Origin of the sequence: Scytonema hankhaensis NUACC26 (assembly GCF_045865695.1) — a bacterium.
Taxonomy (GTDB): Bacteria; Cyanobacteriota; Cyanobacteriia; order Cyanobacteriales; family Nostocaceae; genus Scytonema.
Genome location: NZ_BAACAP010000244.1, coordinates 21,659 through 44,209, shown reverse-complemented (window position 1 = coordinate 44,209; position 22,551 = coordinate 21,659). Strand labels below are relative to the sequence as shown.

16 protein-coding genes and 4 pseudogenes are annotated in these 22,551 nt (G+C 40.3%); 13 read left to right on the top strand and 7 right to left on the bottom strand.

Translation table 11 applies throughout. The annotated features are described in order from the left end of the window. The first annotated feature begins 2 nt into the window (after positions 1 to 2). Positions 3 to 1,250, top strand: a complete 1,248-nt coding sequence (locus ACKTT2_RS42490; RefSeq protein WP_407897936.1) for a hypothetical protein — start codon at positions 3 to 5, stop codon at positions 1,248 to 1,250. An 8-nt stretch (positions 1,251 to 1,258) separates the two neighbouring features. Here ACKTT2_RS42490 and ACKTT2_RS42485 read toward each other — a convergent pair whose 3' ends face one another. Beyond that, positions 1,259 to 2,359 carry a serine hydrolase domain-containing protein gene (locus tag ACKTT2_RS42485; RefSeq protein ID WP_407897934.1) on the bottom strand — a complete coding sequence of 367 codons (1,101 nt, stop codon included), beginning with the start codon at positions 2,357 to 2,359 and terminating at the stop codon, positions 1,259 to 1,261. A gap of 13 nt (positions 2,360 to 2,372) precedes the next feature. Continuing rightward, positions 2,373 to 3,155, bottom strand: a complete 783-nt coding sequence (locus tag ACKTT2_RS42480; RefSeq protein WP_407897932.1) for an SDR family oxidoreductase — start codon at positions 3,153 to 3,155, stop codon at positions 2,373 to 2,375. Positions 3,156 to 3,484: 329 nt separating this feature from the next. Here ACKTT2_RS42480 and ACKTT2_RS42475 point away from each other — a divergent pair, with 329 nt between their 5' ends. Both ACKTT2_RS42475 and ACKTT2_RS42470 read left to right on the top strand, forming a co-directional pair. Beyond that, positions 3,485 to 4,651 carry a PucR family transcriptional regulator gene (locus ACKTT2_RS42475; protein ID WP_407897930.1) on the top strand — a complete coding sequence of 389 codons (1,167 nt, stop codon included), beginning with the start codon at positions 3,485 to 3,487 and terminating at the stop codon, positions 4,649 to 4,651. A 372-nt stretch (positions 4,652 to 5,023) separates the two neighbouring features. Continuing rightward, on the top strand, positions 5,024 to 5,194 hold the full coding sequence (locus ACKTT2_RS42470) for a hypothetical protein (RefSeq protein WP_407897928.1): 171 nt from the start codon (positions 5,024 to 5,026) through the stop codon (positions 5,192 to 5,194). A gap of 59 nt (positions 5,195 to 5,253) precedes the next feature. Here the strand turns inward: ACKTT2_RS42470 and ACKTT2_RS42465 are convergent, their stop codons facing one another. Further along, positions 5,254 to 6,285 carry an acyltransferase family protein gene (locus ACKTT2_RS42465; protein ID WP_407897926.1) on the bottom strand — a complete coding sequence of 344 codons (1,032 nt, stop codon included), beginning with the start codon at positions 6,283 to 6,285 and terminating at the stop codon, positions 5,254 to 5,256. 502 nt (positions 6,286 to 6,787) lie between these two features. On the opposite strand from ACKTT2_RS42465, the gene ACKTT2_RS42460 reads away from it, so the two are divergent. After that, positions 6,788 to 9,235, top strand: coding sequence for a DOMON domain-containing protein (locus ACKTT2_RS42460; protein WP_407897924.1), 2,448 nt, complete (start codon positions 6,788 to 6,790; stop codon positions 9,233 to 9,235). Positions 9,236 to 9,554: 319 nt separating this feature from the next. On the opposite strand, the gene ACKTT2_RS42455 is transcribed toward ACKTT2_RS42460, so the two are convergent. Both ACKTT2_RS42455 and ACKTT2_RS42450 read right to left on the bottom strand, forming a co-directional pair. Further along, positions 9,555 to 11,267 (bottom strand): diflavin flavoprotein, encoded by a 1,713-nt coding sequence (locus tag ACKTT2_RS42455; protein WP_407897922.1) that lies wholly within the window; start codon positions 11,265 to 11,267, stop codon positions 9,555 to 9,557. Positions 11,268 to 11,390: 123 nt separating this feature from the next. After that, positions 11,391 to 12,737 (bottom strand): annotated as a pseudogene (locus ACKTT2_RS42450) (flavin reductase); the annotation flags it as partial. A gap of 139 nt (positions 12,738 to 12,876) precedes the next feature. Here ACKTT2_RS42450 and ACKTT2_RS42445 point away from each other — a divergent pair. Continuing rightward, positions 12,877 to 13,086 (top strand): annotated as a pseudogene (locus ACKTT2_RS42445) (element excision factor XisI family protein); the annotation flags it as partial. 167 nt (positions 13,087 to 13,253) lie between these two features. Further along, positions 13,254 to 14,843: a fdxN element excision recombinase XisF gene (xisF, locus tag ACKTT2_RS42440; RefSeq protein WP_407897920.1), complete on the top strand. Its 1,590-nt coding sequence runs from the start codon at positions 13,254 to 13,256 to the stop codon at positions 14,841 to 14,843. A gap of 13 nt (positions 14,844 to 14,856) precedes the next feature. Here xisF and ACKTT2_RS42435 read toward each other — a convergent pair. Further along, a pseudogene (locus ACKTT2_RS42435) lies at positions 14,857 to 15,580 on the bottom strand (response regulator transcription factor). 307 nt (positions 15,581 to 15,887) lie between these two features. Between ACKTT2_RS42435 and ACKTT2_RS42430 the strand changes: the two are divergent. From ACKTT2_RS42430 to ACKTT2_RS42405, 6 genes and pseudogenes are all read left to right on the top strand, one after another. After that, complete coding sequence (locus tag ACKTT2_RS42430; RefSeq protein ID WP_407897918.1) at positions 15,888 to 16,223, top strand: XisI protein; 336 nt, start codon at positions 15,888 to 15,890, stop codon at positions 16,221 to 16,223. A 338-nt stretch (positions 16,224 to 16,561) separates the two neighbouring features. Beyond that, positions 16,562 to 16,765 carry a hypothetical protein gene (locus ACKTT2_RS42425; RefSeq protein WP_407897916.1) on the top strand — a complete coding sequence of 68 codons (204 nt, stop codon included), beginning with the start codon at positions 16,562 to 16,564 and terminating at the stop codon, positions 16,763 to 16,765. A 52-nt stretch (positions 16,766 to 16,817) separates the two neighbouring features. After that, on the top strand, positions 16,818 to 17,072 hold the full coding sequence (locus ACKTT2_RS42420) for a UPF0175 family protein (RefSeq protein WP_407897914.1): 255 nt from the start codon (positions 16,818 to 16,820) through the stop codon (positions 17,070 to 17,072). Next, positions 17,065 to 17,562: a PIN domain-containing protein gene (locus tag ACKTT2_RS42415; protein ID WP_407897912.1), complete on the top strand. Its 498-nt coding sequence runs from the start codon at positions 17,065 to 17,067 to the stop codon at positions 17,560 to 17,562. The genes ACKTT2_RS42420 and ACKTT2_RS42415 overlap by 8 nt, the downstream gene beginning before the upstream one ends. A gap of 346 nt (positions 17,563 to 17,908) precedes the next feature. Then, a pseudogene (locus ACKTT2_RS42410) lies at positions 17,909 to 18,400 on the top strand (DUF4365 domain-containing protein). Continuing rightward, the gene (locus ACKTT2_RS42405) at positions 18,397 to 18,942 is read left to right on the top strand and encodes a hypothetical protein (RefSeq protein WP_407897910.1); all 546 of its coding nucleotides are present in this window, start codon (positions 18,397 to 18,399) and stop codon (positions 18,940 to 18,942) included. Before ACKTT2_RS42410 ends, ACKTT2_RS42405 begins: the two are co-directional and overlap by 4 nt. 340 nt (positions 18,943 to 19,282) lie before the next feature. Here the strand turns inward: ACKTT2_RS42405 and ACKTT2_RS42400 are convergent, their stop codons facing one another. Further along, positions 19,283 to 19,606: a calcium-binding protein gene (locus ACKTT2_RS42400; protein WP_407897908.1), complete on the bottom strand. Its 324-nt coding sequence runs from the start codon at positions 19,604 to 19,606 to the stop codon at positions 19,283 to 19,285. A 336-nt stretch (positions 19,607 to 19,942) separates the two neighbouring features. Here ACKTT2_RS42400 and ACKTT2_RS42395 point away from each other — a divergent pair, with 336 nt between their 5' ends. Beyond that, complete coding sequence (locus ACKTT2_RS42395; RefSeq protein ID WP_407897906.1) at positions 19,943 to 22,549, top strand: CHAT domain-containing protein; 2,607 nt, start codon at positions 19,943 to 19,945, stop codon at positions 22,547 to 22,549. Positions 22,550 to 22,551: the final 2 nt, after the last annotated feature.

The following is a 22,551-nucleotide window of genomic DNA, read 5'->3' as shown; positions in this document are numbered from 1 at the left end:
TTATGAAGAACGTTCCGAACATCAAAATGTTATTGTCTATTTTCTGTGTTGCTGGTGGAGTATTTCTTTTAGTACGTAGTTGTAGTAATTTTGATAGAAATTCTGAGAATCAAAATTACAGAATTCAACCAGCTAATAATCAACAGTTTATTAAGTCAACTTCGGAAACAAAAGCCAATCCAAAAATAGCAAAATCCAAAGCTTCTGTAGAAATTCAGCAAAAATTGGATGAAGCAAAAGCAGAAGATTTAACAAATACAGCAAAATTTTTGGCTGGTATGCAAGTCGAGAAGAACCCAATTGCCAAGTTTGAACAAAGTAGTAACTGGCGATCGCATCAACAATTTTTCAACAATGCTTGGTCCAAATTAGAAGCCCGTCAGTTACAAAAGGTTAGAAAGTGGTCGCAACAAGAACTCAATCAAATTAATACAACCTCTCCATCTATCTTTTATCCCTTTAGCGGTCCTGATTTTTTATATGCCTATTCCTTATTTCCACAGGGAAGCCAATATGTACTAGTGGGTTTAGAACCAGTGGGTATAATTCCTAATCTGGCAAAGCTTTCGGAAAGCCAGCGAAATTTGAAGTTGCAAGAAATTAGAAGTTCTCTCTATGCAATTCTACAATTTAGCTTTTTTATGACCAATGATATGAAGGTAGATTTACAAAAACAAGGACTGTTACCAATATTATATGTATTTTTAGCACGAACTCAAAATCGCATTATCAATGTGCAATATATTGGATTAGATAAAAATGCTGAGATTCAACAATATAAAGAAGGAATGATTCCTGGAGTAAAAATTGATTTTGTTGCAAAAGGCGAGGAGCGATCGCGTATTTTATATTATTTTGCCCATGACTTATCAAATGATGGTTTAGAAAGAAGACCAGAATTTAGTCGATTCATCACCAATTTAGGTGAAAAAGTGACTTATTTAAAAGCCGCTTCTTATTTAATGTACAATGATGGATTCTCTGAGATTAGAAACCAAATTTTAGCTCAAAGCAGCCAGATATTGCAAGATGATTCTGGTATGCCTCTCACTGCTTTTTATCGTTCTAAATGGAATTTAAAGTTTTACGGTTCATATACTAGTCCCATAGGATTATTTGCAAATCGCTATCAACCAAATTTAAGAAGAATCTATCGAACTGATAAGAGTATCGAGCCTCTCGACTTTGGTATTGGCTATAAGTATGAAGCGAATAATTCAAATTTGATGTTAGCTGAGGAAATCAATTAGTACATGAATCAATAATCTATCATCCAGAAATTAAAGGCTGGATGTTTTCCTCCTATGGCTTGAGAAACGATTTGCGGGCAGATTTTTAAACCATTTTGACTGTTAGTTAAAATGACGATTCCCGTTTTCAATTCACGAGAAGCGATGGTAAAACTTTTAAATGTACCAAGATCGCCCCAATGCCAAAAAAAATTGTTACCTTCCACCCTCTCCAATCCCCAACCCAAACCCCAATCTAAAAATCGATTGATTTTAATTTGCGATCGCAACATCTCTTCTATGCTATCTCGTGTCAGTATGGAACTGTCAACTTTACCAGAACCCATCATAGCTATAAGGAATTTTGCATAATCAGTAGCAGTGGTACGCAAACTCCCGGCTGCACTCCCGCGTTTTGACTGACTCATAGGGTAGGGTTTACCTTTGCGATCGTGTCCGTCACTTGCTATGCTTTGGTAAGCAGTTCGCCATACAAGGCTACTACTGTTCATATCCAAAGGATCTAAAATCTGTTGGCGCAAATACTCATCTATAGGCTGTTGAGTAATATCTTGTACGACTTTTTGTAAATATAGATATCCTTCTCCTGAATAACCAAATTTTGTACCGGGAGGAAACTTAATTGTCAGAGGCTTGTTACCACTCCAAATAGGAAAACCAGTTGTATGAGATAACACCTTCCGTACATTAATGAGTTTAATTCTGGGATCGGAGATATAGGGTTTAGCAGTATATTTTGAGAGAGGAGCATCTAGATCGAGCTTTCCCCGTTCCACCAACTTCAACACGGCATAAGCAAATAAAGGCTTATTTAAGGAAGCAGCAGCGAATACAGTATCGTTAGTGACGGGTTTTTTAGTATATCTATTCCTAACGCCAAAACCATGAGACCAAAACAACTCTCCATTCTGAATGATTGCCAATCCCAAACCAGGGATCGACTCAGCTTGCATGAGTGCGGGAACTTGAGCTTCTAAATTAGCAATGATTTTATCTACAGAGAAAACAGAACGGTTGCGGTATAGGCTAACCAGACTGAAAGCAGAAAGACCAACGAAAGCCTTTCTGCTATAGTTAAGAAATTGTCTTCGGAAGAATACCTTGGTCATTGAGAATTGTTTACTAAGCTTTCAGCAATGATTCTCCCCCATCAATCCACACTTCGGTACCCGTGATATGGCTCGAAGCATCAGAAGCTAAGAAGAAGGCTAACTGTGCTACCTGTTCCGAAGTTCCTGGTTTGCCATCAGTTAAAGGAATCTTGCCTTCAGGAAACTCAACTGGTTCTTGAACGTGTTCTAAATCTCTTCTTTGAGTGTTCTCGTCAATACTAGTTTCAATTGCTCCAGGACAAATAACATTGACGCGAATGCGATGCTTGGCAAGTTCTAGTGCAACCATTTTTGTAAAAGCCACTTGAGCAGCTTTTGAGCAAGAATAGGCAGTTGCACCCGTATTGCTAAAGATGCGCGTACCGTTGACAGATGAAGTGATGATAACAGAGCCACCCTGTTTTTTTAAATAAGGCACTGCGTACTTCACCGTCAGAAAAGTTCCTTTCAGGTTGATATCGATTGTTTTATCCCATTCTTCAGGAGACAATTCCTCAATAGGTGCCCACACCCCATTAATACCAGCGTTAGCAAACACGATATCCAATCGTCCCCACTTATCGACAAGTTCCTGCGTGACTTGTTGCATTTGTTCTGGATTTGAAATATCGGCAACCAAAGGTATGGCTTCACCGTTGTTCTTTTGAATTTCCGCAACAGTTTCTTCTAGTTCTTCCTTTGTACGTCCCAATGCACCAACTTTAGCACCAGACGAAGCAAACAACTTTGCTGCTGCCTTAGCTATACCCGAACCAGCCCCCGTAATCAGAGCGACTTTTCCTGCTAGTTGCATAAATATTCTTATTCTTATGACAACAGCTGTGTAACATAAAAAACCCCATTAATTCATACTGCTAATGGTAGAAAGGGCTTCTCTACCTAATTACATAAGTATTTACTATCATTGGTCACTGGTCACTGGTCACTGGTCACCGGTCGCTGGTCACTGGTCACCGATCGCTGGTCACTGGTCACTGGTCACCGATCGCTGGTCACTGGTCACTGGTCACTGGTCACTGGTTGCCCAATCGCCTCTATCGTAAGAGTGATGACTTTATAGCATCGTTCTTCGATACTTCTTTCGATATAACAGCACTAGCCCCCGCTTGGAAACAAGAATAGATGACAGCTTTATTAACTACTAATGCACAATTTGAGCGAGTTGCTAAAGTCATTGCAGAGAGAGTGGCACAGCTTCTGTGTGCGTCAGTTTTTGTAATTGACCAGCATGCGATCGCAATAGCAAGTAACGATCCCAAGCTACTGGAGCTTTCCTTCGATCGCATTTGTGGAAAACTAGCTCTCAACTACCTACGCATACCATTTACTTTTGAGACGCAAGTAGGTGAAGTTATTATTGGTAAATCCTTAAATGGCGAAGCCATTTCTCCACATCTGGCACAAGGAATTGTGGAATTGGTAGTTAATCAAACAACAATTATTGATGCATTGCCCAACCAACATCAGTTTAAAAATAAGTTTATCTCTGACCTACTTCACGGATTAGCGGACAAAACAACAGTTTTTCAATACAGTAAACTTCTGGGTTTAGATCTAGCACCTCCCCGTGCAGTGATTTTAATTGATGCAAGTGATTATATTTTAGGGGTTTGCGAGACTCAACAGAAAAGACGAATAGCCTCAGTCATAGATAGTATTGTCAATTTTTTCCATCTACCCAATGATACAATTTGTGCCTATTTAGGTGATGGTGAGGTAGCTGTCCTCAAAGCCAGCGATACAAAGAATTTAGGAACTTGGGCAAATCAAGGCGATGTACCAGAACAAAGCAGTTCTTCGTGGGCAAATCTCACAGCATTAAAGCGAGCATCAGAGGCATTGGTAAAGCAGTTGCGGAAAGATACTGACACATCAATTAGTATAGGGGTCGGTCGCTATCATCCAGGGATTTGGGGATATGCTCAGTCCTATAGAGATGCACGGGCGGCTTTGTCTCTAGGTTGTCGGTTTCACGATCGCAACCAAGTTCATTGCCTAGATGGATTGGGAATTGCAGCCTTTATCGGTGTTGCAGACGAGCAAACAAAAATAGAATTGGCAACATATCTTTTAAGTCCCCTGAACCACGAACCAGAATTATTAGCAACCTTAGATGCGTTTTTTGCAAAAGATTGCTGTCCTTCTACAACAGCCAGTCAGCTATCGATTCACCGGAATACTTTGAGTTACCGTTTGGAAAAGATTACGTTACTGACTGGTCTCGATCCCCGTCGTTTTGATAATGCCGTGCAAATTCGATTAGCTTTGCTTATGCGAAGATTGCGATGATGGGTATTGCCGATTACTGTTGATTGCTACATTATACCAATTTTCTGTGAAGCCGCACATTATCTGGGAAAGGTAGAGGGCAGAGGGCAGAGGGCAGAAGGGAAGAATAAGCATTTTCTGGTAACAAGCAATACCCTCTGTTCCGTATGACCTCTGCCAATGCGGTTTAAACCGCACCGTCTATACGGTGTCTACAATCGCGCCGGGTAGGAATCCCCAACAGAAGTGAACATAGCTGCCCTCTGCCTCCAGCATAGCTGCCTTCTTCAATTTTACCCCTCGTAACCTCCTCTTACAAAAGTCCAGGAACTATATTTCCTGTTTCCCCCCTTTATAAGGGGGGATTAAGGGGGGTAAGGAGAGATGCTACAGATGGAGGTTTTTTCTATGCATCTTCGTCTGAAAACGGTATTAGGGACTTCCAAACAAAAAAATGCCCTAAAATGTATTGTGGTGCGAGCAGAGATGCCCGCACACAAGAGGCAAAAGACTATTACTCAAGTGATGGCATTGGTAACTGATACCAAATTCATCGTTAAATAACTCCTACAGCAGTCACATTGAGGTATAGACATACCGAAGCGATCGCACCTGTCACACTTTCAAACTTTAGAAGTATCTGGGACTTTTACTACTGTGTTGGTTGCCACTTCTCCTAAAAAAAGCCTACGCATTATTGAGTAATTACTAATTATTTTATAAAAAGTATATGGAATTAATAATCCTGCTAATAACTTTATAAATTCATTGTTCAAAATAGGATATTTGCTAAAATTTAGTTGAATAATTTGATGTAAATACATGATAACCATAGAAGCTTTACCAATTTCAATTAAACCATTACCAAGATAAGCTTTTGAATCAATTTTTTTAGCTAACCATTGTGTCATTATAATACCAGACAATGCTATGATAATATTAATTCCCAGAAAACCATAATTTATATACTTCATATTAAATGATAAATCCAACCAATGGCAACGCTCACTAATAATTGCTGTTACAAATATGATGACAGACACAATTACTGGTGTAGCGGTATTGATGGCTGAAAACTTAGCTGTCATATGTCCTATCCAGTAAAATGGTAGTGCCAGTGCAACTACATTAAGGCTCCAAGGAAATGAAACATTTTTCAAATACCAAAAATTTATCATTGCTAAGCAATAAAATCCTAGCATAATTTTTATCATTAACCATTTATTAGAACCAAATTTCGAGTAGAGCCAGTTGTACAACTGCTGTGTAAAAAATAAACACGTTACAAACCAAAATATTCCAAAAGAACCAGTTAAATTCTTTCCACCATATATTAAGTTAAAAGTAAATTCCCAGATTTCGTTAAAGTCATTATTTTTTCCTTGTTGCCATATCTTTAATATATATAATGCATATTGAGGGATACTCAGTAAAACTAGAAATGAACAATAAGGTATTATAAGATGAGAAAACTTTCTTTTCAAAAAAGTGAAATTATCAAATTTCTTTTGATAAAGATACCCGCTCATAAAGAAAAACAAAGGCATATGAAACCAGAAAAAATATTTTGATACTGGTTCTACTACATGACTGATAACAACAGTAATGATGGCAATTCCTTTCCAACAATCAATCCAGACAATTCTTTGAGACATGAATGATATCTCCTCAATTAATTGTGTACTATGATATTCTTGTTGCTAACTAGTAAATATAGCAATCCTATCTGATTTGTGAAAAAATCTCAGTACTGTAGTACTGTAGGGTGGGCATTTACCACTAAAAGCTTTATGTGTGCGGCATAGCCCTACCTACGTGTATACGTGTATTTCAAAAATTAAATAGGAGTCCTATATTTGAACTAGATCCGTACTCTAGGTGAGTAAATATTTTTAGATATTCTTTCTACATGAGATAATAAATTAATTAAGTAACTTTACTATCTTTTAACCCAAAGCTTTACTGATTCTTTATAAATTTGTAAATTTTAAGTGAAGTTAACAAAAAATAGTATCTCATGAAATATGAGATATAGTGCAGAACAAAAAGCTCGCGATGGAAAAGCTCGCACTACTACTATATTTCAATTGGTTGCATTTACCTGTATTTAGCATATGCTAACTGCTAACCAACCATTATTAAAGAGGTAAACTTTCAATGAAAAAACAACGAGAAAATTTAAGGTTTCCCTTGAGGTACTTAAGACAAAGTTTAGTTGTAGTATTGTTATGCTCTTTATTAAGTGCAACCTGTTCTGTAAAATCAACTGCCAATAACGACACAGCCCAATTACCTCCAAGATATACTGGATTAGCACCTAACTCACCATTCGGATTAGATTTTGGTTACAGCGATCCCAAAACTATAGGTGCGATCGCACAAGACTTGGGAGTAAAATGGGTTCGTGGTATCCAAGTAGAATTCGATCCTTGGAATGGTGACCCCAAAATTCTTAGAGATAGAATAAACACCTTAAAAAGTTATGGTGTATCTTCATTACAAACACCCTTCTATCCAGTAGATTGGAAAGAAAAAGACAAATTAGGTCCACCCAGAAATGTAGATGCTTACGTACAAAAATTCTATAACTGGGTAGCAGCTACCCATGACCTCATGCCTTACTACGAGCATTGGAACGAACCTTGGGTTGATGAGTGGGCATGGAACGGCGGTACTGCTGAAGAATATAGAGATATTATTAAACGAATTTGGAACAAAGTAAAAGCCGATTATCCCAATGTGAATTTAATTGGTGGAGGTTCTTTAGCTTATAACCGAGATGTTCTGTACGCTAAGGGAAATGACACGGGATATACCGATGGATCTGTTAACCATGCTTATGCTTTTCCTAGCTTAAGCGTGTTCCATAGTGTATTGATGCAACTGACCTTGGATAAGAAATTTTCTAAAACACAAGGTCGTGCGGGAGCATGGCAGACAGAGTTTGGTACATTTCGGGATATGTATTCTTCAAACCAAGATACTTGGGTTGCCCGTACTATACCCTCTAGTTACTTAATACATATGTTAGCAGGTTATTATGCCCAAAGACCTGTGAGAGCTTTTTGGTTTAACTGGAGCGGACATGGGATGCATGATATAGCCAACAACGATGCTGCTAAGGATGCATATAGAACTATGACTCGCATTCTAGAAGGAACGAAAATAGTTGAAGATGCATTTCCTAGTTCTAAATCAATGTGGGGAATGGTTTTTCAAAATGATTATTCTACTGATAAACGTACTAGAGCAACGTTGTTTGTTAACGCTCCTTTCTATGGCGATATAGGCAATCCTTGGGACCCCAAAGGAGGTAGCCAAGCTAAAGGAAATCTTCCTTCTAATGAGTATTCTGGTACTGTTTCCTTTGGTAATGCCAATATACAAGTTTACGATTACAGAGGAAACAGAATCAATAATTTGAACAAAATTCCTCTCAATCCTGTGGAAGTAGTATACATTATTGCAGATATGCCACCTTCACAGTTGAAGCAGATACTCCAAAATGCTGATTTTCAGTTAAAAAATGAAATCAAAGTCACGGCTTTGTCTTTATCCGGACCTGTCGTTAAAGGTCTAACTATCGATGTCAAAGTCGAGAATGTCGTCAATAAACCTCGTAGTGGAACTATAGCGATCGCTCCTCCCAAAGGATGGACTCTTTCTCAGAAGAGCATATCTTTTGAAAATTTACAACCGGGAGAACAGAAAATTATTAGTTTCCCAATAGAGTCTTTTGCTGTCAACAATGACAATAATTATGAAATTAGCTACTCGTTATCAATCAAAGGTAAATCCTCTCCTCAAACAGGTAATTGGAAGATACAATCAGCCTACGCTCCTAAAAAAACAATCAACGTAGACGGGAATTTACAAGACTGGTCTGATATTCTTGCTACAAGTATGGGTAATGGAGCGTATAAATTTAAAGTAGCATGGGACTCAAATAATTTATACTTTGCAGCAGAGATTGATGATGATAAGCACGCTCCATTTCCCCCCTTCGATCCAAGTTTTGCATGGTTTCGAGAAAATAGAGTTGATGGTGCTAAAGGCGATGATAATACAGATGGATTATTTATTAACATTGACTGTACAAAGAATAATCCCGATGACTTGCTGAAAGGTCACGTAATGTATGAAAAAGCTTTGGCTGCAGATGTCGATTACGAGTTTTTTGCCAGTTATAGTACGGGAGATAAAAGCGAGTTATGGAAATATCGCGCTCCAGGTACGAACCATCAAGGATATTATCCAACAAATGCAACTCTGAATCCACCTCTGATGAAAATGAAAGCAAGTCCATCAGGTGAATCAGAAGGCAAGATAAAATTTACTCGTTCGGGCAATAAAACAATTTATGAAGGAGCAATTTCTTTAAATGCAATTCCAGAATTAAAGTCAGAATTGAGTCGATTAAAACCGGGAGATTCTTATTTTCCTAACCTCGCATGGCGAGTTAACGGAGGAAATCAAGGGAAAAAATTCTGGACGATAGAGTCAGGTCAATGGGAAGAAGGAGGATATGGCTTTGTCCCCCAATGGCTATCAGGAGGTTTAGCAAACGGAGGACGAGTTATCAGTCGTTGGGCTTTTGTGAATTGAGGTTGATAGTTGTTAGTTGATACTAACTGTGGTCGAATTTACCCCCCTTAATCCCCCCTTGTAAAGGGGGGAAATGGAAGATTCAGTTCTTTTCCCTTTGGGGGGAAATGGAAGATTCAGTTCTTTTCCCTTTGGGGGGAAATGGAAGATCCAGTTCTTTTCCCTTTGAGGGGAAATGGAAGATTCAGTTCTTTTCCCTTTGAGGGGAAATGGAAGATTCAGTTCCCTCCCCTTTACAAGGGGAGGGCTAGGGTGGGGTAAAACTAACGCTAAAATCTTCGCCTATTAGCTATTTCAGCTTATGTGTACACACTAACCCCTAATAATGACTCCCTGTCTTACGGTGATGAATAGCAGTTAGAGCATCAGGTTTGAGTAACTTACCATTATCAACAGTTGCATAAATAACCCAATGATCTCCACATTCCATGCGCTTGCTTACAGAACACTCAAGGTAAGCAGAAGCGTCATTGAGGACAGTACAACCATTCCCTGCAACTTCTGTAGAAAAACTGGCAAATCTATCTTCTCCAGGAGCAAAGGTTTTGCGGAAGTGTTTCATATATTCCTGATGATTGCCTTCTGGTAAAATATTCAGGACAAACTTATCTCCTGGATACATCAGAGATTCAACTGCTCTCTCTTTTGCGATCGCAACAGTCAAACCAGGTGGGTTAAAGGTTGCTTGGGAAACCCACGAGCCTAACATTCCCGTTGAAACTTCTCCCTGTTTTGCCGTAACAACACAAACCGAACCCACTATCCGACCGACAGCTTGTTCAACAGGAGTAGCAGCTGGTTGTGGCATGCGTAATTTTTTAGCTTTTCTCAAGACTTGAGCAAAGTCTGTACCTGTTTCTTCACACTGTTTGAGAATGTTATCTGCAGGTTTAAACTTGACTTTTAAAGTTTCAAACCCAAATTTGTATCCCGCTTCTCGGAGTTTACCTTCAATAACATCAAAGGCTTCACCGCTCCAACCAAAAGAACCAAAGACTCCAGCCAGTTTGGAATTATTACCACTTGCTAGCACAATACCCAAAGCTGTTTGCATGGGAGTTGGGACATTCCCACCAATAGTAGGAGAACCCAGGATAAAGCCTTCACATTTTTCGACAGCGGCTTTAATCTCTTCGGGTTGAGCAAATTCACAGTTGATAGACTCTACAGCAACTCCTCCCTTAGTCAAACCCAGAGCGATCGCTTGTGCTAAAGTTGCTGTATTTCCATAAGCTGAAGCATAAAGCAAGGCAACAGTGATTTCGCGATCGGTTTGAGAACGGCTCCATGTTTCGTACTCTTGAGTCAGTTCCAACAAACCGTAGCGCACCAAAGGACCGTGAAGAGTGCCAAGCATTCTCACTTGCAGTTCGGAAATTTTCTCCAAAGCCGCTTGTACGTGACTTGCATGAGGTGCCATCAAACAGTCAAAGTAATAGCGCTGGTCTGCTTTGACAGTATCCCAATCTTCATCAAAAGCTTCATCACCACAAACGTGAGCGCCAAAAAGCTTGTTTGAATACAGAATTTGGGTTTTTTGGTCGTAAGTACAAAGACCTGCTGGCCATCTCGGGCTGGGGATAGGGAAACAGCGTAAGATGTGGTCTTTACCCAAATCCAGTGTTTCTTTCCCCCGCATCACCATGATGTTTAGCTCGTGATTGGGGAAAGTTGCTCGCAAATTTGCAGCACCAGGAAGAGAACAAACAAAAGTTAATTGCGGTGCAGCTTCTAAAAGAGCTTTTATGGTTGGTACTCGGTTGGGATTAAAGTGACCGAGAACAACATAATCCAACTGTTTTAAATCTAAAGATTGTTGTAACGCTTCAAAAAAAATCTGAGTGAAAGTTTCCGGAGGAGGATCGATAATTGCAGTTTTCTCTCCTTGGATTAAATAGCAATTGGAAGTTGTACCTTTAGACAGCGCGTATTCTATTTCAAACCGCAGCCGCGTCCAACTGCGTGCTCTCAGCGCTGTTGTGTTTGTAGCGATTGGTAAAACTTGTATATCACGAGTATTGGAATTGGTCATAGTTGAGTGAAGGAGAGATGAGATTGGGAATTGGGCATTGGGGATTGGGCATTGGGAATTGGGAACTGGGCATTGGGAATTTCTTTCTCTTATCCCTACTCCCTACTCCCTACTCCCTACTCCCTAGTAATAGTTACCTACTTTACGATGGCGAACTGCGGTCATTCCTTCGGGTTTGGAGACTCGACCATCTGAAACGGTACAGTAAATAATCCAGTGGTCGCTGCATTCCATGCTGCTTGTCACTTCGCATTCCATGTAAGCGAGAGCGTCTGTTAGGATCGAGCAACCGTTTTTAGCTGTTTGGGTTTTGACTCCAGTAAAGCGATCGACACCGGGAAGCAAGCGCTTGAGGAAGTGCTTCTTCAATTCTTGATAATTTCCTTCTTCCAAAACGTTCAGAACAAACTTACTGCCAACTTCCATTAAAGATTCAATAGCACGGTCTTTGGCAACAGCAACTGTAAATCCTAAAGGTTGCAAGCTAGCTTGTACTACCCAAGATGCGAGCATTGCTTCTTGGACATCATCTTGTTTGGCGGTGATGATGTACAGCCCGTTGCTAATTCGACCTAGAGCTTTCTCTAAGTTGACGTCAATGGATTTAACTTGCTTAATGTTGCGTTCGCGAACAAGCCGTTGACCTAAAGTTGTCCCTGCTTCTTCACATTGTTGGTATGTGGCATCAGTAGGAATGTCTTTGACGCGAATTGCGGGAAATCCTTCTTTGACGCCAAGAGTGACAAATCTTCTGAGCAGTGGATCGATGGGTTCTTCATCTGGACCGTAGCATTCAAACAGTCCAATGACTTGCTTTTCTTTTGCTACTGCTAGTAGGGAACTGATAGCAGCTTGAGCCGCAAGATTACCGCTTGGAGGCATACCAATAATGATGCCACCTGCTCTTCCTGCCAATTCTTGAATTTCTTGGATCTCGGCTGAGGTCAAATCCATCATTTCAACACCAGCCCCAGTTTTTTGGACTCCGTGAGCAATGGACTGAGCAAGACGTTCGCTATGTCCGTAATCGGAAACGTAAAATACAGCAGCAATGGTTTCTGCTTTGACTTGTCTTTGGCTCCAGCTTTGGTAGCACTCTCTCAAAACTTCAAGATTGTGATACAGCAAGGGTCCGTGTCCGTTGGCAATGATTCTAATCTTGCCAAGTTCTCCCATTTTTTTCATTGCGTTGAGCAAGGAACGGGAATTGGGACCCATGAGACAGTCGTAGTAAAATCTGAAGTCGGGTTCAATTGCCTCTAGGTTGACGTCAAAGGTGTCATCACTGCAATAGTGCATCCCAAAGGCGTCGCAGGTGAACAGGACTTGATTTTTATGGTCGAAACTAAATATTGTATCGGGCCAGTGCAAGTTGGGAGCACTCACAAATTCTATTTCGTGTCCCTGTCCCAAGTCTACGCGATCGCCACTTTTCACAATTCGCTTAGAAAATGGATCGTGAGTTAGGTTTACAGTATCAAGTATTTTTGTATCATAGCTATGCCTGATAGTAAATAGACCTAGGCGTGGAAAAGATGTAAGGGCGCAAGGCGTTGCGCCCCTACCAAAACTTTCGGGTAATACATAATTAATTTCTGGAGATATCTAGTGGTTGAATGTGGGCTGGAAGAAATTCGATCGCATCTATCGATGTGTAATTCATTTTGATATAAAAGATGGGAAAATTTGGCTTCAGCAGAATTTGACAGATAAAAATCCAGCTGAGGAGTTAGTTGTAATGGGAGTGCCAAGGGAAGATATTGTGTTAGGTCTACAACCTCCTTATAAAAGACAATACACGGATTATGGTGTTCCTTAGAATACTAATTCACTATTCTCAACGGTGACGAAAAACCTAGTTTCTTAAATTTGATTACCGAGCGTAATAATTGCATTTTTTTATGCTTTTGCATAAGATTTAACCATAATTATTCAAAAGAACATGATATAAAGTAAGTTCTGTAATCGCTACATGGCTTAGGTTTTATGGGTTCAACTGATTTTGAGTCTTGGGGCTATGCGCGAGTATCAACCGACGAACAAGCACAAGACAGAGACGCACTTCTCAAGCAAATGCAAAGGTTGAGAGATGCAGGTGTTGGAAAAATCTTTTTCGATATTGACAAACGCACCAAGCACGCTCGCAAAGGTCTTCTTAACTTAATTAAAGCAGTTCAAGAGCTTCCGATTAATCACGATATCAAATTTTTAAAATTTACTCGATTAGATAGAGTTGCAGCATCCCAAGTCATTTTTTACCAACTAATTGGTGAGCTTCAAAAGAAAAAAATTAAACCCGTTGCTCTTGATGACCCCTTCGACTTAGATTCAGTAGGAGGAGAACTAACAGTTGATATTCGGTTAGATGTAGCCAAGCATGAAGTTAAAATGTTAGGCTTGCGAATTCGGAAAGAGCGCGAACTCCGGCGTAAGGAAAAGAAAAGTCATTTTTTTGCCCCATTTGGTTACAAAATTGAAAATGACAAATATGTTTTTAATCATGACCCCTGTATTTGTTTAATTGAAAACAAGCAAGAGTTATCTGTCGTTGAAGTTGCACAACTCATATTGAAAACTTTTCATCAAGTTGGTAGCTGTACCCAAACAGCTAAAAACCTCAATAATTTCTTTGGTATAAATTTAAAATGTTCTGATAAATATACTACAAAATCAGGAGATTATTCAATTGAAGAAGATGATAGACTGTCTCAGAAAACATTAAAGAAAAAAATAGATGAAAAGTCTAATGCAGGATTGCGTTACCCATACTCAGGGTTAAGATGGACAACAACTGGCATTCGAGATTGGTTAACGAATCCAGTGTTAGCTGGTGGGACTCCTTATAGTACGGTTAAAGAAAATGGTAACAAAAAGTCTTTTGATGAGATTAATGTTTTTTGGAACACGCACGATGACCAAGCATTAATTACATTTGAACAGCACCAAGAAATTAAAGGAATTATACGTAGTAATCGTAAGAATGCATGGGCGTCACATAGCGATCGCAATCCACAAAAACTGAACATCTTCCAAGGTTTAGTTGTTTGTGCAAAATGCAATGCCAAATTTGTCAAAGTTGCGTCCTACCAAAGCAGAAAAGATAGCAGACATAAATCATACTACCAATGCACATATTACCTAAAAACTGGTATGTGTCAGCATAAAACTGCAATTACCAACTTTGACCTTGAAGACCAAATTATTGAGTTTTTGGTTAAGGAAGCACAACGCCTTTCTGTATTGGGGGAACAAAAGAATATGCTAGTGGTAGAAAGTAAAGAAATACAGGAATTGCGATCGCAATTCCAAGCCCTAGAATCCATATTTGGTAACAATCCTGCCATTGAGACAGCCAAACAGGGGTTGCGCCTGCAAATCGCTGAGTTGCTTGATAGTGGAGAAAGAAGCGATCGAGCTTTGTTAATTAGCCGAGAAAGGATTATAGCTGCATTTAGCAACAGGGATTTTTGGAAAGGTATAGAGAATCCTGTGGATAAAAAACGTTTGTTGCGAGAATGCATTATGTGTGCGGTTGTAGATGAAGGGAAAGTGGTAGAGGTTAAGTTACGGATTTAAGTCTTGAAAAACCCTACTGCCGACTTTCCAAAAATTCTGATGCAACCAACCCTTTCTGAATTGCCAGTACTGCGGCTTGAGTGCGATAAGCCGGGTACGGCTTGCGCTTCGCGATCGCGAACCTCTAACTTTTGCAAAATAGCGTGAACGTGAACCCGCACCGTACCAGGTGCAATGTAGAGAACAGATGCAATTTCTTGATTGCTTTTACCTACAGCGACTAGCGCTAAAATTTCTTGTTCGCGCTTTGTCAATGGATTTTCTAACTGTTCGGTAGTTTTTGTAGACCGTATTTCTACGTTGTTGCTTGTCTCAAAAGCAGCCCTAATTTCTGTTGTTGCTGTCCGCTCCCACCATGAAGCCCCTGCAGCTACCGAACGCAGAGCTAAAATTAAAGACTCTGAGGGAATGCCCTTAAGACAGTAACCATGCGCCCCTGCTTCAATTAACCGTGCAATTAAAGGTTTCTCAAAACGAGAAGTTAAAACTAGGATGGGTAATTGAGGATGGTGTTGCTTGATTTGGCGACAAGCTTCAATACCGCCAATTCCTGGTAATCCAACATCAAGTAACACTAAATCCAAAGGATAACGAGAAGCAAATTCTAAAGCCTGTTCTCCATCTTCAGCGTCCGCCACAATTTCTATACTGGGTTCCTGTTGCAACCGCATTTTCAATCCTAAGCGGAAAAGTTCGTCATCCTCAACTAAGAGAATTTTGAGATTATTGCTAGACATTGAGGAACTTGGTTTCAATACAACTTTAACTCTACCACCACGAGGAGAGCGATCGATAGAATTTGTTAAGAAATTCACTTAGACGCATTGCAGTTGTCATTGATACCATGCAGTTTCTTTACAAAGCTTGGAACTTTATGCTCAAAGCGATCAGACTGTTCTCATAACCTAACGAACTGTTATATAGCAATTCCCATTTTCGTGAGGTACAAGAAAAAAAGAACTAACCGCTGATAAACGCGGATGGACGCGGATAAATTTGTACTTCAGTAGACACTTACGACCCCAAACAGGAGGAGATACGGCAATGGATAAAATAGAACGCTATCGTCAAATTATTAAACAAATTCTAACTGAACACGCACAAAATAGCTCTGACCCCGATACTGTAAAGTCACAGCTAATCTTTGACAATGAAAACAACCACTACCAATTAGCTTATGTAGGTTGGCAAGGTGAAAAACGGGTATTTGGTCCTGTGATGCATTTTGATATTCAGAATGAAAAGATATGGATTCAATACAACGGGACAGAAGAAATTATTCCCGAGAGGTTAGTTGAGTTAGGTGTACCTTCCTCCGATATTGTTATTGGTTTTTACTCCCCATTTAAGCGTCAATTTACTTCTTACGCTGTTGAGTGAGAGGTCATTTATAAAGTCAATCTTAAATCGCCAATATCATATATTACGTAGTTGGGTTTCGTTCCTCAACCCAACATTGAATTGAGCAGTGCAATGTGGAGATGGTGAAAGAGCAGGTTGAAATTGAATCATAGAGAATGGAGAAATGTTAAGCAGGGTACTGATTGTATCCTCTATGCTACATCAACACCGCTCTAAAAATGGTTAAGTTGCGGATTTAGGTCAAGGAACTTTCTTCTGCATACAGCAGTTTTCTTTCCTGATGCCAGTGTCAAGAGAAGCTAAAATATAGCTGAATTCAATCAAATTAAACATCAAAGCTAGGCAGAAGAGTAAAAATGACCCTCAGTTTAAATTTACCACCAGAGCTAGAAAGCGAACTTAGTGCACAAGCCTCTCGTCTAAATCTACCGCTCTCCGAATATATTCTACGCATCCTGTCTACGAGACAAGTTATAGAAAATCCGCCACAAACTGGAGCAGAATTAGTGGCATACTGGCAAAGCGAAGGTTTGATAGGTTCAAGAACTGATGTGCGTTGAAGTCCCTAAATAGACGCATTGTAGTAGGAAGGTGTTACCCTGAACTAAAAATATGTCCTTGCAACTTAAAATCGATTATCCAGAAACTTTACCAGATGCTTTACAACAGACGCGAGAACAGTTTGAGCAAGAAGCAAAAATGGCAATGGCAGTTAAGCTGTTTGAAATGAAACGCATTTCTTCTGGCGTAGCAGCACAATTAGCAGGTATGGATAGAGTTTCTTTTTTGCTCAATTTACATCATTATGGAGTTCCAATGATTGATTTAACAGAAGAGGAACTTTTATCCGATCTAGAAAATGCCTAATACCGATAAAATAGTTATTAATACAGCACCAATTATTTCTGTGGTAGCTGCTTTGGGAGATTTAAATATTCTCCAATCTCTATACAATCAAGTTTTAGTACCTTTGGAGGTTTGTCAGGAAATACTTACAGGAGGTACTAGCGGGTTTGGAATAGCTGAATTTGAAGCTGCTTTTTGGCTGCAAAAATGGCAAACTCCTGTAAATATTTCTCCTTTTTTGCTCAACTCCCTTGATTCCGGCGAGGCGGCTGTTATTCAACTTGCTATTAATGAAAACGTCCAAACAGTCTGTATCGATGAAGCTACTAGTAGACGAGTAGCAAGATTAAGTGGTCTTTCAGTAACAGGTACTGTTGGCATTTTGTTACGTGCTAAAAGGGAAGGATACTCAATATCTATACAGCAATCGATTCAACGGATGCTTGCTCGCGGTATTCGTCTAAGCAAAACAGTCATTAATTCTGCGTTAGAGCAAGCTGGTGAGAGTTAGAATTGTACCGATATCAGTTGAATCTGTACTGGGGGAACAAAATAGTACACCTGTGGTAGAAAGTAAAGAATTACAAGAATCGCGATTGCGATGCGATCGCTGACAGCTGGGGCTTTGCCTAGGCTGTTGATTCTGTGCCTTTTTTGGGAAAAAAGTTCATGCAGTTTTTGTGTCGTCATGATTAGCCGAAAACAACTGTTTTCGTTTTGAGAGCGTCGATTGACCAAAAACTTCAGCTAGCCATGCTTCAACGCTTATCGCGTAGCAGTCCATACCCAACCATGACCGCCCCTTATTCTCTAATGAATGTAAAAACAGCAATCGGAAAGTACGGAAAAAGTTAAGTGTGGATATCAACCAACAAAAAGAACAATTTAGCAATACTTACTTACAAGCAGTAATCACCGTTGCTGGCTATTCACTGTACAAACCGTTTGTAGATGATGACAGTGTAGACTGGGGAATCGCAGCTAAAGGGGGAGCGGGGATAGTTCAGGCACCAAGATTAGAATTACAGTTAAAATCAACATCTAGAGATGTCCTTGACGATCAAGTCATCCGTTACCCGCTTATAAGTATTTAAAACTTAATTTTAAATGGTTATGCTACACCAAGAATATTGGTTGTAGTTATAGTTCCCGAAAACCTTCAGAACTGGTTAAAACAAACAGAGGAGGAGTTATGTTTAAGACACTGCGGGTATTGGCTATCCTTACGGGGAATACCACCTACAATAAATACTACGAATGTTACAGTAACTATACCCAGAACTAACCAATTTACAGTTGCTGCCCTTCAATCCATCATGCTCGGTATTAGTCAAGGAGTCAAGCCATGAAAGTTATAGTCCGGGATGCGGAAATTTTCAAAAATATCGAATTAGAACAATTAAGAGATTACCTGCAATCAACTGGATGGCATCTTGACCGCCCATTTCTAGATAATGCCACGATTTGGTTAAAACAGGAACCACAACGAGGGGAGTTTGAAGTTTTACTACCCAATAGTCAAAATTTGGGTGATTATGTCACACGCATTAGTGAAGCAATAGAAATTCTGGCAACTGTTGAAAATCGCTCACAATTGAAAATTATTGGTGAACTCATCACTAATTATCCCAACATCACTATTCAAGGTTTAGTAACACAAATTACGTCTCCTAATGGTGATACAATAAGCGGCGATATTACACTATTTGGCGTAGTTGTTGATAAATTACGTCCAGTCAACACCACACTTCGAAACCATGAATATATTCTTGCGATTAAAGCATATACTGAACGGTTAGCAGTCCTATGTACGGGTGATTTAGTTAAAGAGAAGAATACACTTATTCTGAAAAACCCCCACCAATTTCGTCTCGACCAACCACACCATTAACTGTTGTCGGAGTTGCTATGACAAATTATACATCATTACCATAACCATATAAGTGCTATTTTTGCAGAATTTGATAAAAATGTTCTGATACTCGTAACGCTTCAAAAGAAAGGGCTTCCAAAAATTCAACAGCCTTTACTAAAGATTCTCCTGGTAATTGTTTAAGTAAAGCGATCGCTCTCTAACAAATTTCTGTATATACAGCCATAGGAAACCTAATCTCGGTTGCTTTTAGCTCTGAATTATAGCCATATTATAGTGCGATCGCTTACGACGGAGCAACAGCCCATTCAAATTTTGTCCATATCATGTCAACTTAAGTATCTACTTTCCCCAATCATTAAAACTCGTATCCCTTTGCTACCCAATAATGCCAGTCAGCTATGGCTTCTGCCGTTTCCTCATCAACATCTATTGGTTTAATTTCAGATAGATGTGCGGAAAAAATATCGTCAACGGTTCTCTCTTGATATCGCACCTCTACAAACATATCGTGCAAACAATCATCTTCTGGCGACATTTCTATGACCTCAACATCTCTTCCTTCTGGACGCTTACGGCTTATCCACTTGGCTTGGAAGGGAAAATGAAGTCTGTCATCAAGGTAATAGTACCATCCCATTGCCCGTTCTTCTTCATGGTATGCATCAACAACGGCTTCCATATGGATACGTTCTTCTCAGTTTTCGTCTCGTTCAACCTTGGACATAAATTTGCTCCTATTAAGGTTTTTGAGTTTGGTAAAGTAAGTGCTTATCGTGTTTCAAGTCGAAAAAGTATCTGTGCTCTAAATTTACCTGAATTTGCTTCTTTACGATCTGTTTTTTTAGCCTGAAAGTCACTCATTTCAGATAATACACCTGACATTTCCCAAAAATCATGGATAAATCATAAATTTTTTACTGAAATTTCCGAATCAGGTGAAGTATTAGTGTATTTATACAAGGTAATCAGCATTCATACTAATGGCTAATTCTGATATATGATTCTGTAAACGAATATGCAAAAGAGAAAAGTTGGTTTTGCCTTTCTAATTACATTACTAGCAAGTACGGCAGCACCGTTAATAGTGAGTTTGCCAGCTGTATCTGTCTCTATGCGGGTAGCCGCTCAAACCACAGACAACCGCAAGCAAGAAGCAGACAAATTATTAAAGCAAGGTAACCAACAGTTTAAAACCAGCCAATACAAAGCGGCATTGAATTCTTACGAGCAGGCACTGAAAATATATCAAAGCATTGGCGATCAATTAGGTGAGGGGAATTCTCTGGGTAATCTGGGAAATACTTACTCTTCCCTCGGAGAGTACAAACAAGCCATCAAATACTACCAGCAACATTTGGAAATCGCCCATGCTATCGGCGATCGGTATGGTGAGGGGAATTCTCTGGGCAATCTCGGACTTGCTTACGACTCCCTGGGAGAGTACAAACAAGCCATCAAATACCACCAACAGAGTTTGGAAATCAAACGCGCCATTGGTAACCGATTAGGTGAGGGCGCAACTCTGGGCAATCTGGGAGTTGCTTACTCTTCCCTCGGAGAGTACAAACAAGCCATCAAATACCACCAGCAGAGTTTGGAAATCGCCCGCGCCATCGGTAACCGATATGGGGAAGGTGCAGCTCTGGGCAATCTGGGAAATGCTTACGACTCCCTAGGAGAGTACAAACAAGCCATCCAATACCACCAGCAACATTTGGAAATTGCCCGCGCCATCGATGACCGTAATGGTGAGGGTGCTTCTCTGAGTGGTTTGGGAAATGCTTACAATTCCCTAGGAGAGTACAAACAAGCCATCCAATACCACCAGCAACATTTGGAAATCGCCCGCGCCATCGGTAACCGTAATGGTGAGGGTGCAACTCTTGGCAATCTGGGACTTGCTTACCGCTCCCTGGGAGAGTACAAACAAGCCATCCAATACCACCAACAAAGTTTGGAAATCGCCCGCGCCATCGGTAACCGTAATGGTGAGGGTGCAACTCTTGGCAATCTCGGACTTGCTTACTCTTCCCTGGGAGAGTACAAACAAGCCATCAAATACCACCAGCAACATTTGGAAATTGCCCGTGCCATCGGTGACCGATATGGTGAAGGGAATTCTCTGAATAATTTAGGGCTGAGTTATCTGAATTTTGGACAATCAAAACCAGCAGAACAATATCTCCGCGATGCCATCACTGTTTTGGAATCTCAACGCGAACGACTCGGTAACAATCACACTTTCAAAGTTTCTTTGTTTGATACCCAAGCTCATACCTACCGCCTTTTACAACAAGCTCTCATCGCTCAAAAACAATCTGATAATGCTTTGGTCATTGCCGAACGCGGTCGTGCTCGCGCTTTTGCCGAATTAATTATTGAACAACAACAACTCTCTTCTTCTCCTCCTCCCAATCTTTCACAAATCCGTCTCGTCGCTAAACAACAAAAAGCTACGATTGTCTACTATTCCATTGCCTGGAATCACCTCTACATCTGGGTGGTGAAACTCAATGGTGAAGTGGTCTTCCACAACGCTGACTTAAAAAATAAAAATTTAGGCACCTTTGCAGAGGATACCCGTAGTGCCGCAGTTAACCTCGCGGAAGGGAATTCTCCACCACAAAGTGTCGCTGACGAGTTGATTACTGGCTGGGTTCGTCAAACCCGTTCTGCGGTCGCAAAAACGGATGATTCTTCATCGGCTCCATCATCTGATGGTGTTCGTCGCCCCAGTTGCAGAGGGAATCTCTGTTTGCAACAGATGTATTCGTTACTGATTCAACCCATTGCCAAACAACTACCAACTCATCCTGATTCCCGCGTCATTTTTGTCCCCCATGAATCGCTGTTCCTCGTTCCCTTTGCCGCTCTCCAAGACCAAAAAGACCAGAAATTCCTGATTGAAAAACATACCATCGCCATCGCACCTTCAATTCACGTTCTGCAACTGACTCATCAAAAAAAACTAGCATTAAAATCTCGACCATCGACAAAAACTGACTCAATGATGGTTGTCGGGAATCCGAAGATGCCAAAAGTTCCTTCCATCAATGGTGCAACTCCCGCGCCACTGGAATCTTTACCTGGAGCACAACAAGAAGCTACTACTATTGCCCAAATGTTTCAGACTGCGCCATTAACTGGCGATCGCGCCACAAAAGCTGTAGTCACCAAACACATGACTCAGGCGAACTACATTCATTTTGCCACACACGGCTTATTAGAAAATTTAGGTGAACCGGGAATTCCTGGTGCTGTCGCCTTAGCGCCTGATGCTCAAGATGATGGTCTGCTCAGTGCGGATGAAGTGTTAAAGATGAAGCTCAAAGCAGAATTAGTGGTCTTAAGCGCGTGCGATACTGGCAGGGGAAGAATTACTGGAGATGGAGTTATTGGTTTACCACGTGCATTTATTTCTGCTGGGACACCAAGTATTGTAGTTTCTTTATGGCGTGTATCGGATGAATCGACTGCCTTTTTCATGCCAGAGTTTTACCGACAGTTAAAAGTACACAAAGATAAAGCCATTGCACTCAGACAAGCAATGTTAACGACGATGAAGAAGTATCCTCATCCCAGTGATTGGTCTGCTTTTCTACTTATTGGTGAAGCTGAGTAGTT

What these genes read in the sequence shown, in the direction of transcription:
- ACKTT2_RS42490 (WP_407897936.1), top strand. Translation starts at nt 3, where the DNA reads ATGAAGAACGTTCCGAACATCAAAATGTTATTGTCTATTTTCTGTGTT.
- ACKTT2_RS42485 (WP_407897934.1), bottom strand. Translation starts at nt 2,359, where the DNA reads ATGACCAAGGTATTCTTCCGAAGACAATTTCTTAACTATAGCAGAAAG.
- ACKTT2_RS42480 (WP_407897932.1), bottom strand. Translation starts at nt 3,155, where the DNA reads ATGCAACTAGCAGGAAAAGTCGCTCTGATTACGGGGGCTGGTTCGGGT.
- ACKTT2_RS42475 (WP_407897930.1), top strand. Translation starts at nt 3,485, where the DNA reads ATGACAGCTTTATTAACTACTAATGCACAATTTGAGCGAGTTGCTAAA.
- ACKTT2_RS42470 (WP_407897928.1), top strand. Translation starts at nt 5,024, where the DNA reads ATGGAGGTTTTTTCTATGCATCTTCGTCTGAAAACGGTATTAGGGACT.
- ACKTT2_RS42465 (WP_407897926.1), bottom strand. Translation starts at nt 6,285, where the DNA reads ATGTCTCAAAGAATTGTCTGGATTGATTGTTGGAAAGGAATTGCCATC.
- ACKTT2_RS42460 (WP_407897924.1), top strand. Translation starts at nt 6,788, where the DNA reads ATGAAAAAACAACGAGAAAATTTAAGGTTTCCCTTGAGGTACTTAAGA.
- ACKTT2_RS42455 (WP_407897922.1), bottom strand. Translation starts at nt 11,267, where the DNA reads ATGACCAATTCCAATACTCGTGATATACAAGTTTTACCAATCGCTACA.
- xisF (WP_407897920.1), top strand. Translation starts at nt 13,254, where the DNA reads ATGGGTTCAACTGATTTTGAGTCTTGGGGCTATGCGCGAGTATCAACC.
- ACKTT2_RS42430 (WP_407897918.1), top strand. Translation starts at nt 15,888, where the DNA reads ATGGATAAAATAGAACGCTATCGTCAAATTATTAAACAAATTCTAACT.
- ACKTT2_RS42425 (WP_407897916.1), top strand. Translation starts at nt 16,562, where the DNA reads ATGACCCTCAGTTTAAATTTACCACCAGAGCTAGAAAGCGAACTTAGT.
- ACKTT2_RS42420 (WP_407897914.1), top strand. Translation starts at nt 16,818, where the DNA reads ATGTCCTTGCAACTTAAAATCGATTATCCAGAAACTTTACCAGATGCT.
- ACKTT2_RS42415 (WP_407897912.1), top strand. Translation starts at nt 17,065, where the DNA reads ATGCCTAATACCGATAAAATAGTTATTAATACAGCACCAATTATTTCT.
- ACKTT2_RS42405 (WP_407897910.1), top strand. Translation starts at nt 18,397, where the DNA reads ATGAAAGTTATAGTCCGGGATGCGGAAATTTTCAAAAATATCGAATTA.
- ACKTT2_RS42400 (WP_407897908.1), bottom strand. Translation starts at nt 19,606, where the DNA reads ATGGAAGCCGTTGTTGATGCATACCATGAAGAAGAACGGGCAATGGGA.
- ACKTT2_RS42395 (WP_407897906.1), top strand. Translation starts at nt 19,943, where the DNA reads ATGCAAAAGAGAAAAGTTGGTTTTGCCTTTCTAATTACATTACTAGCA.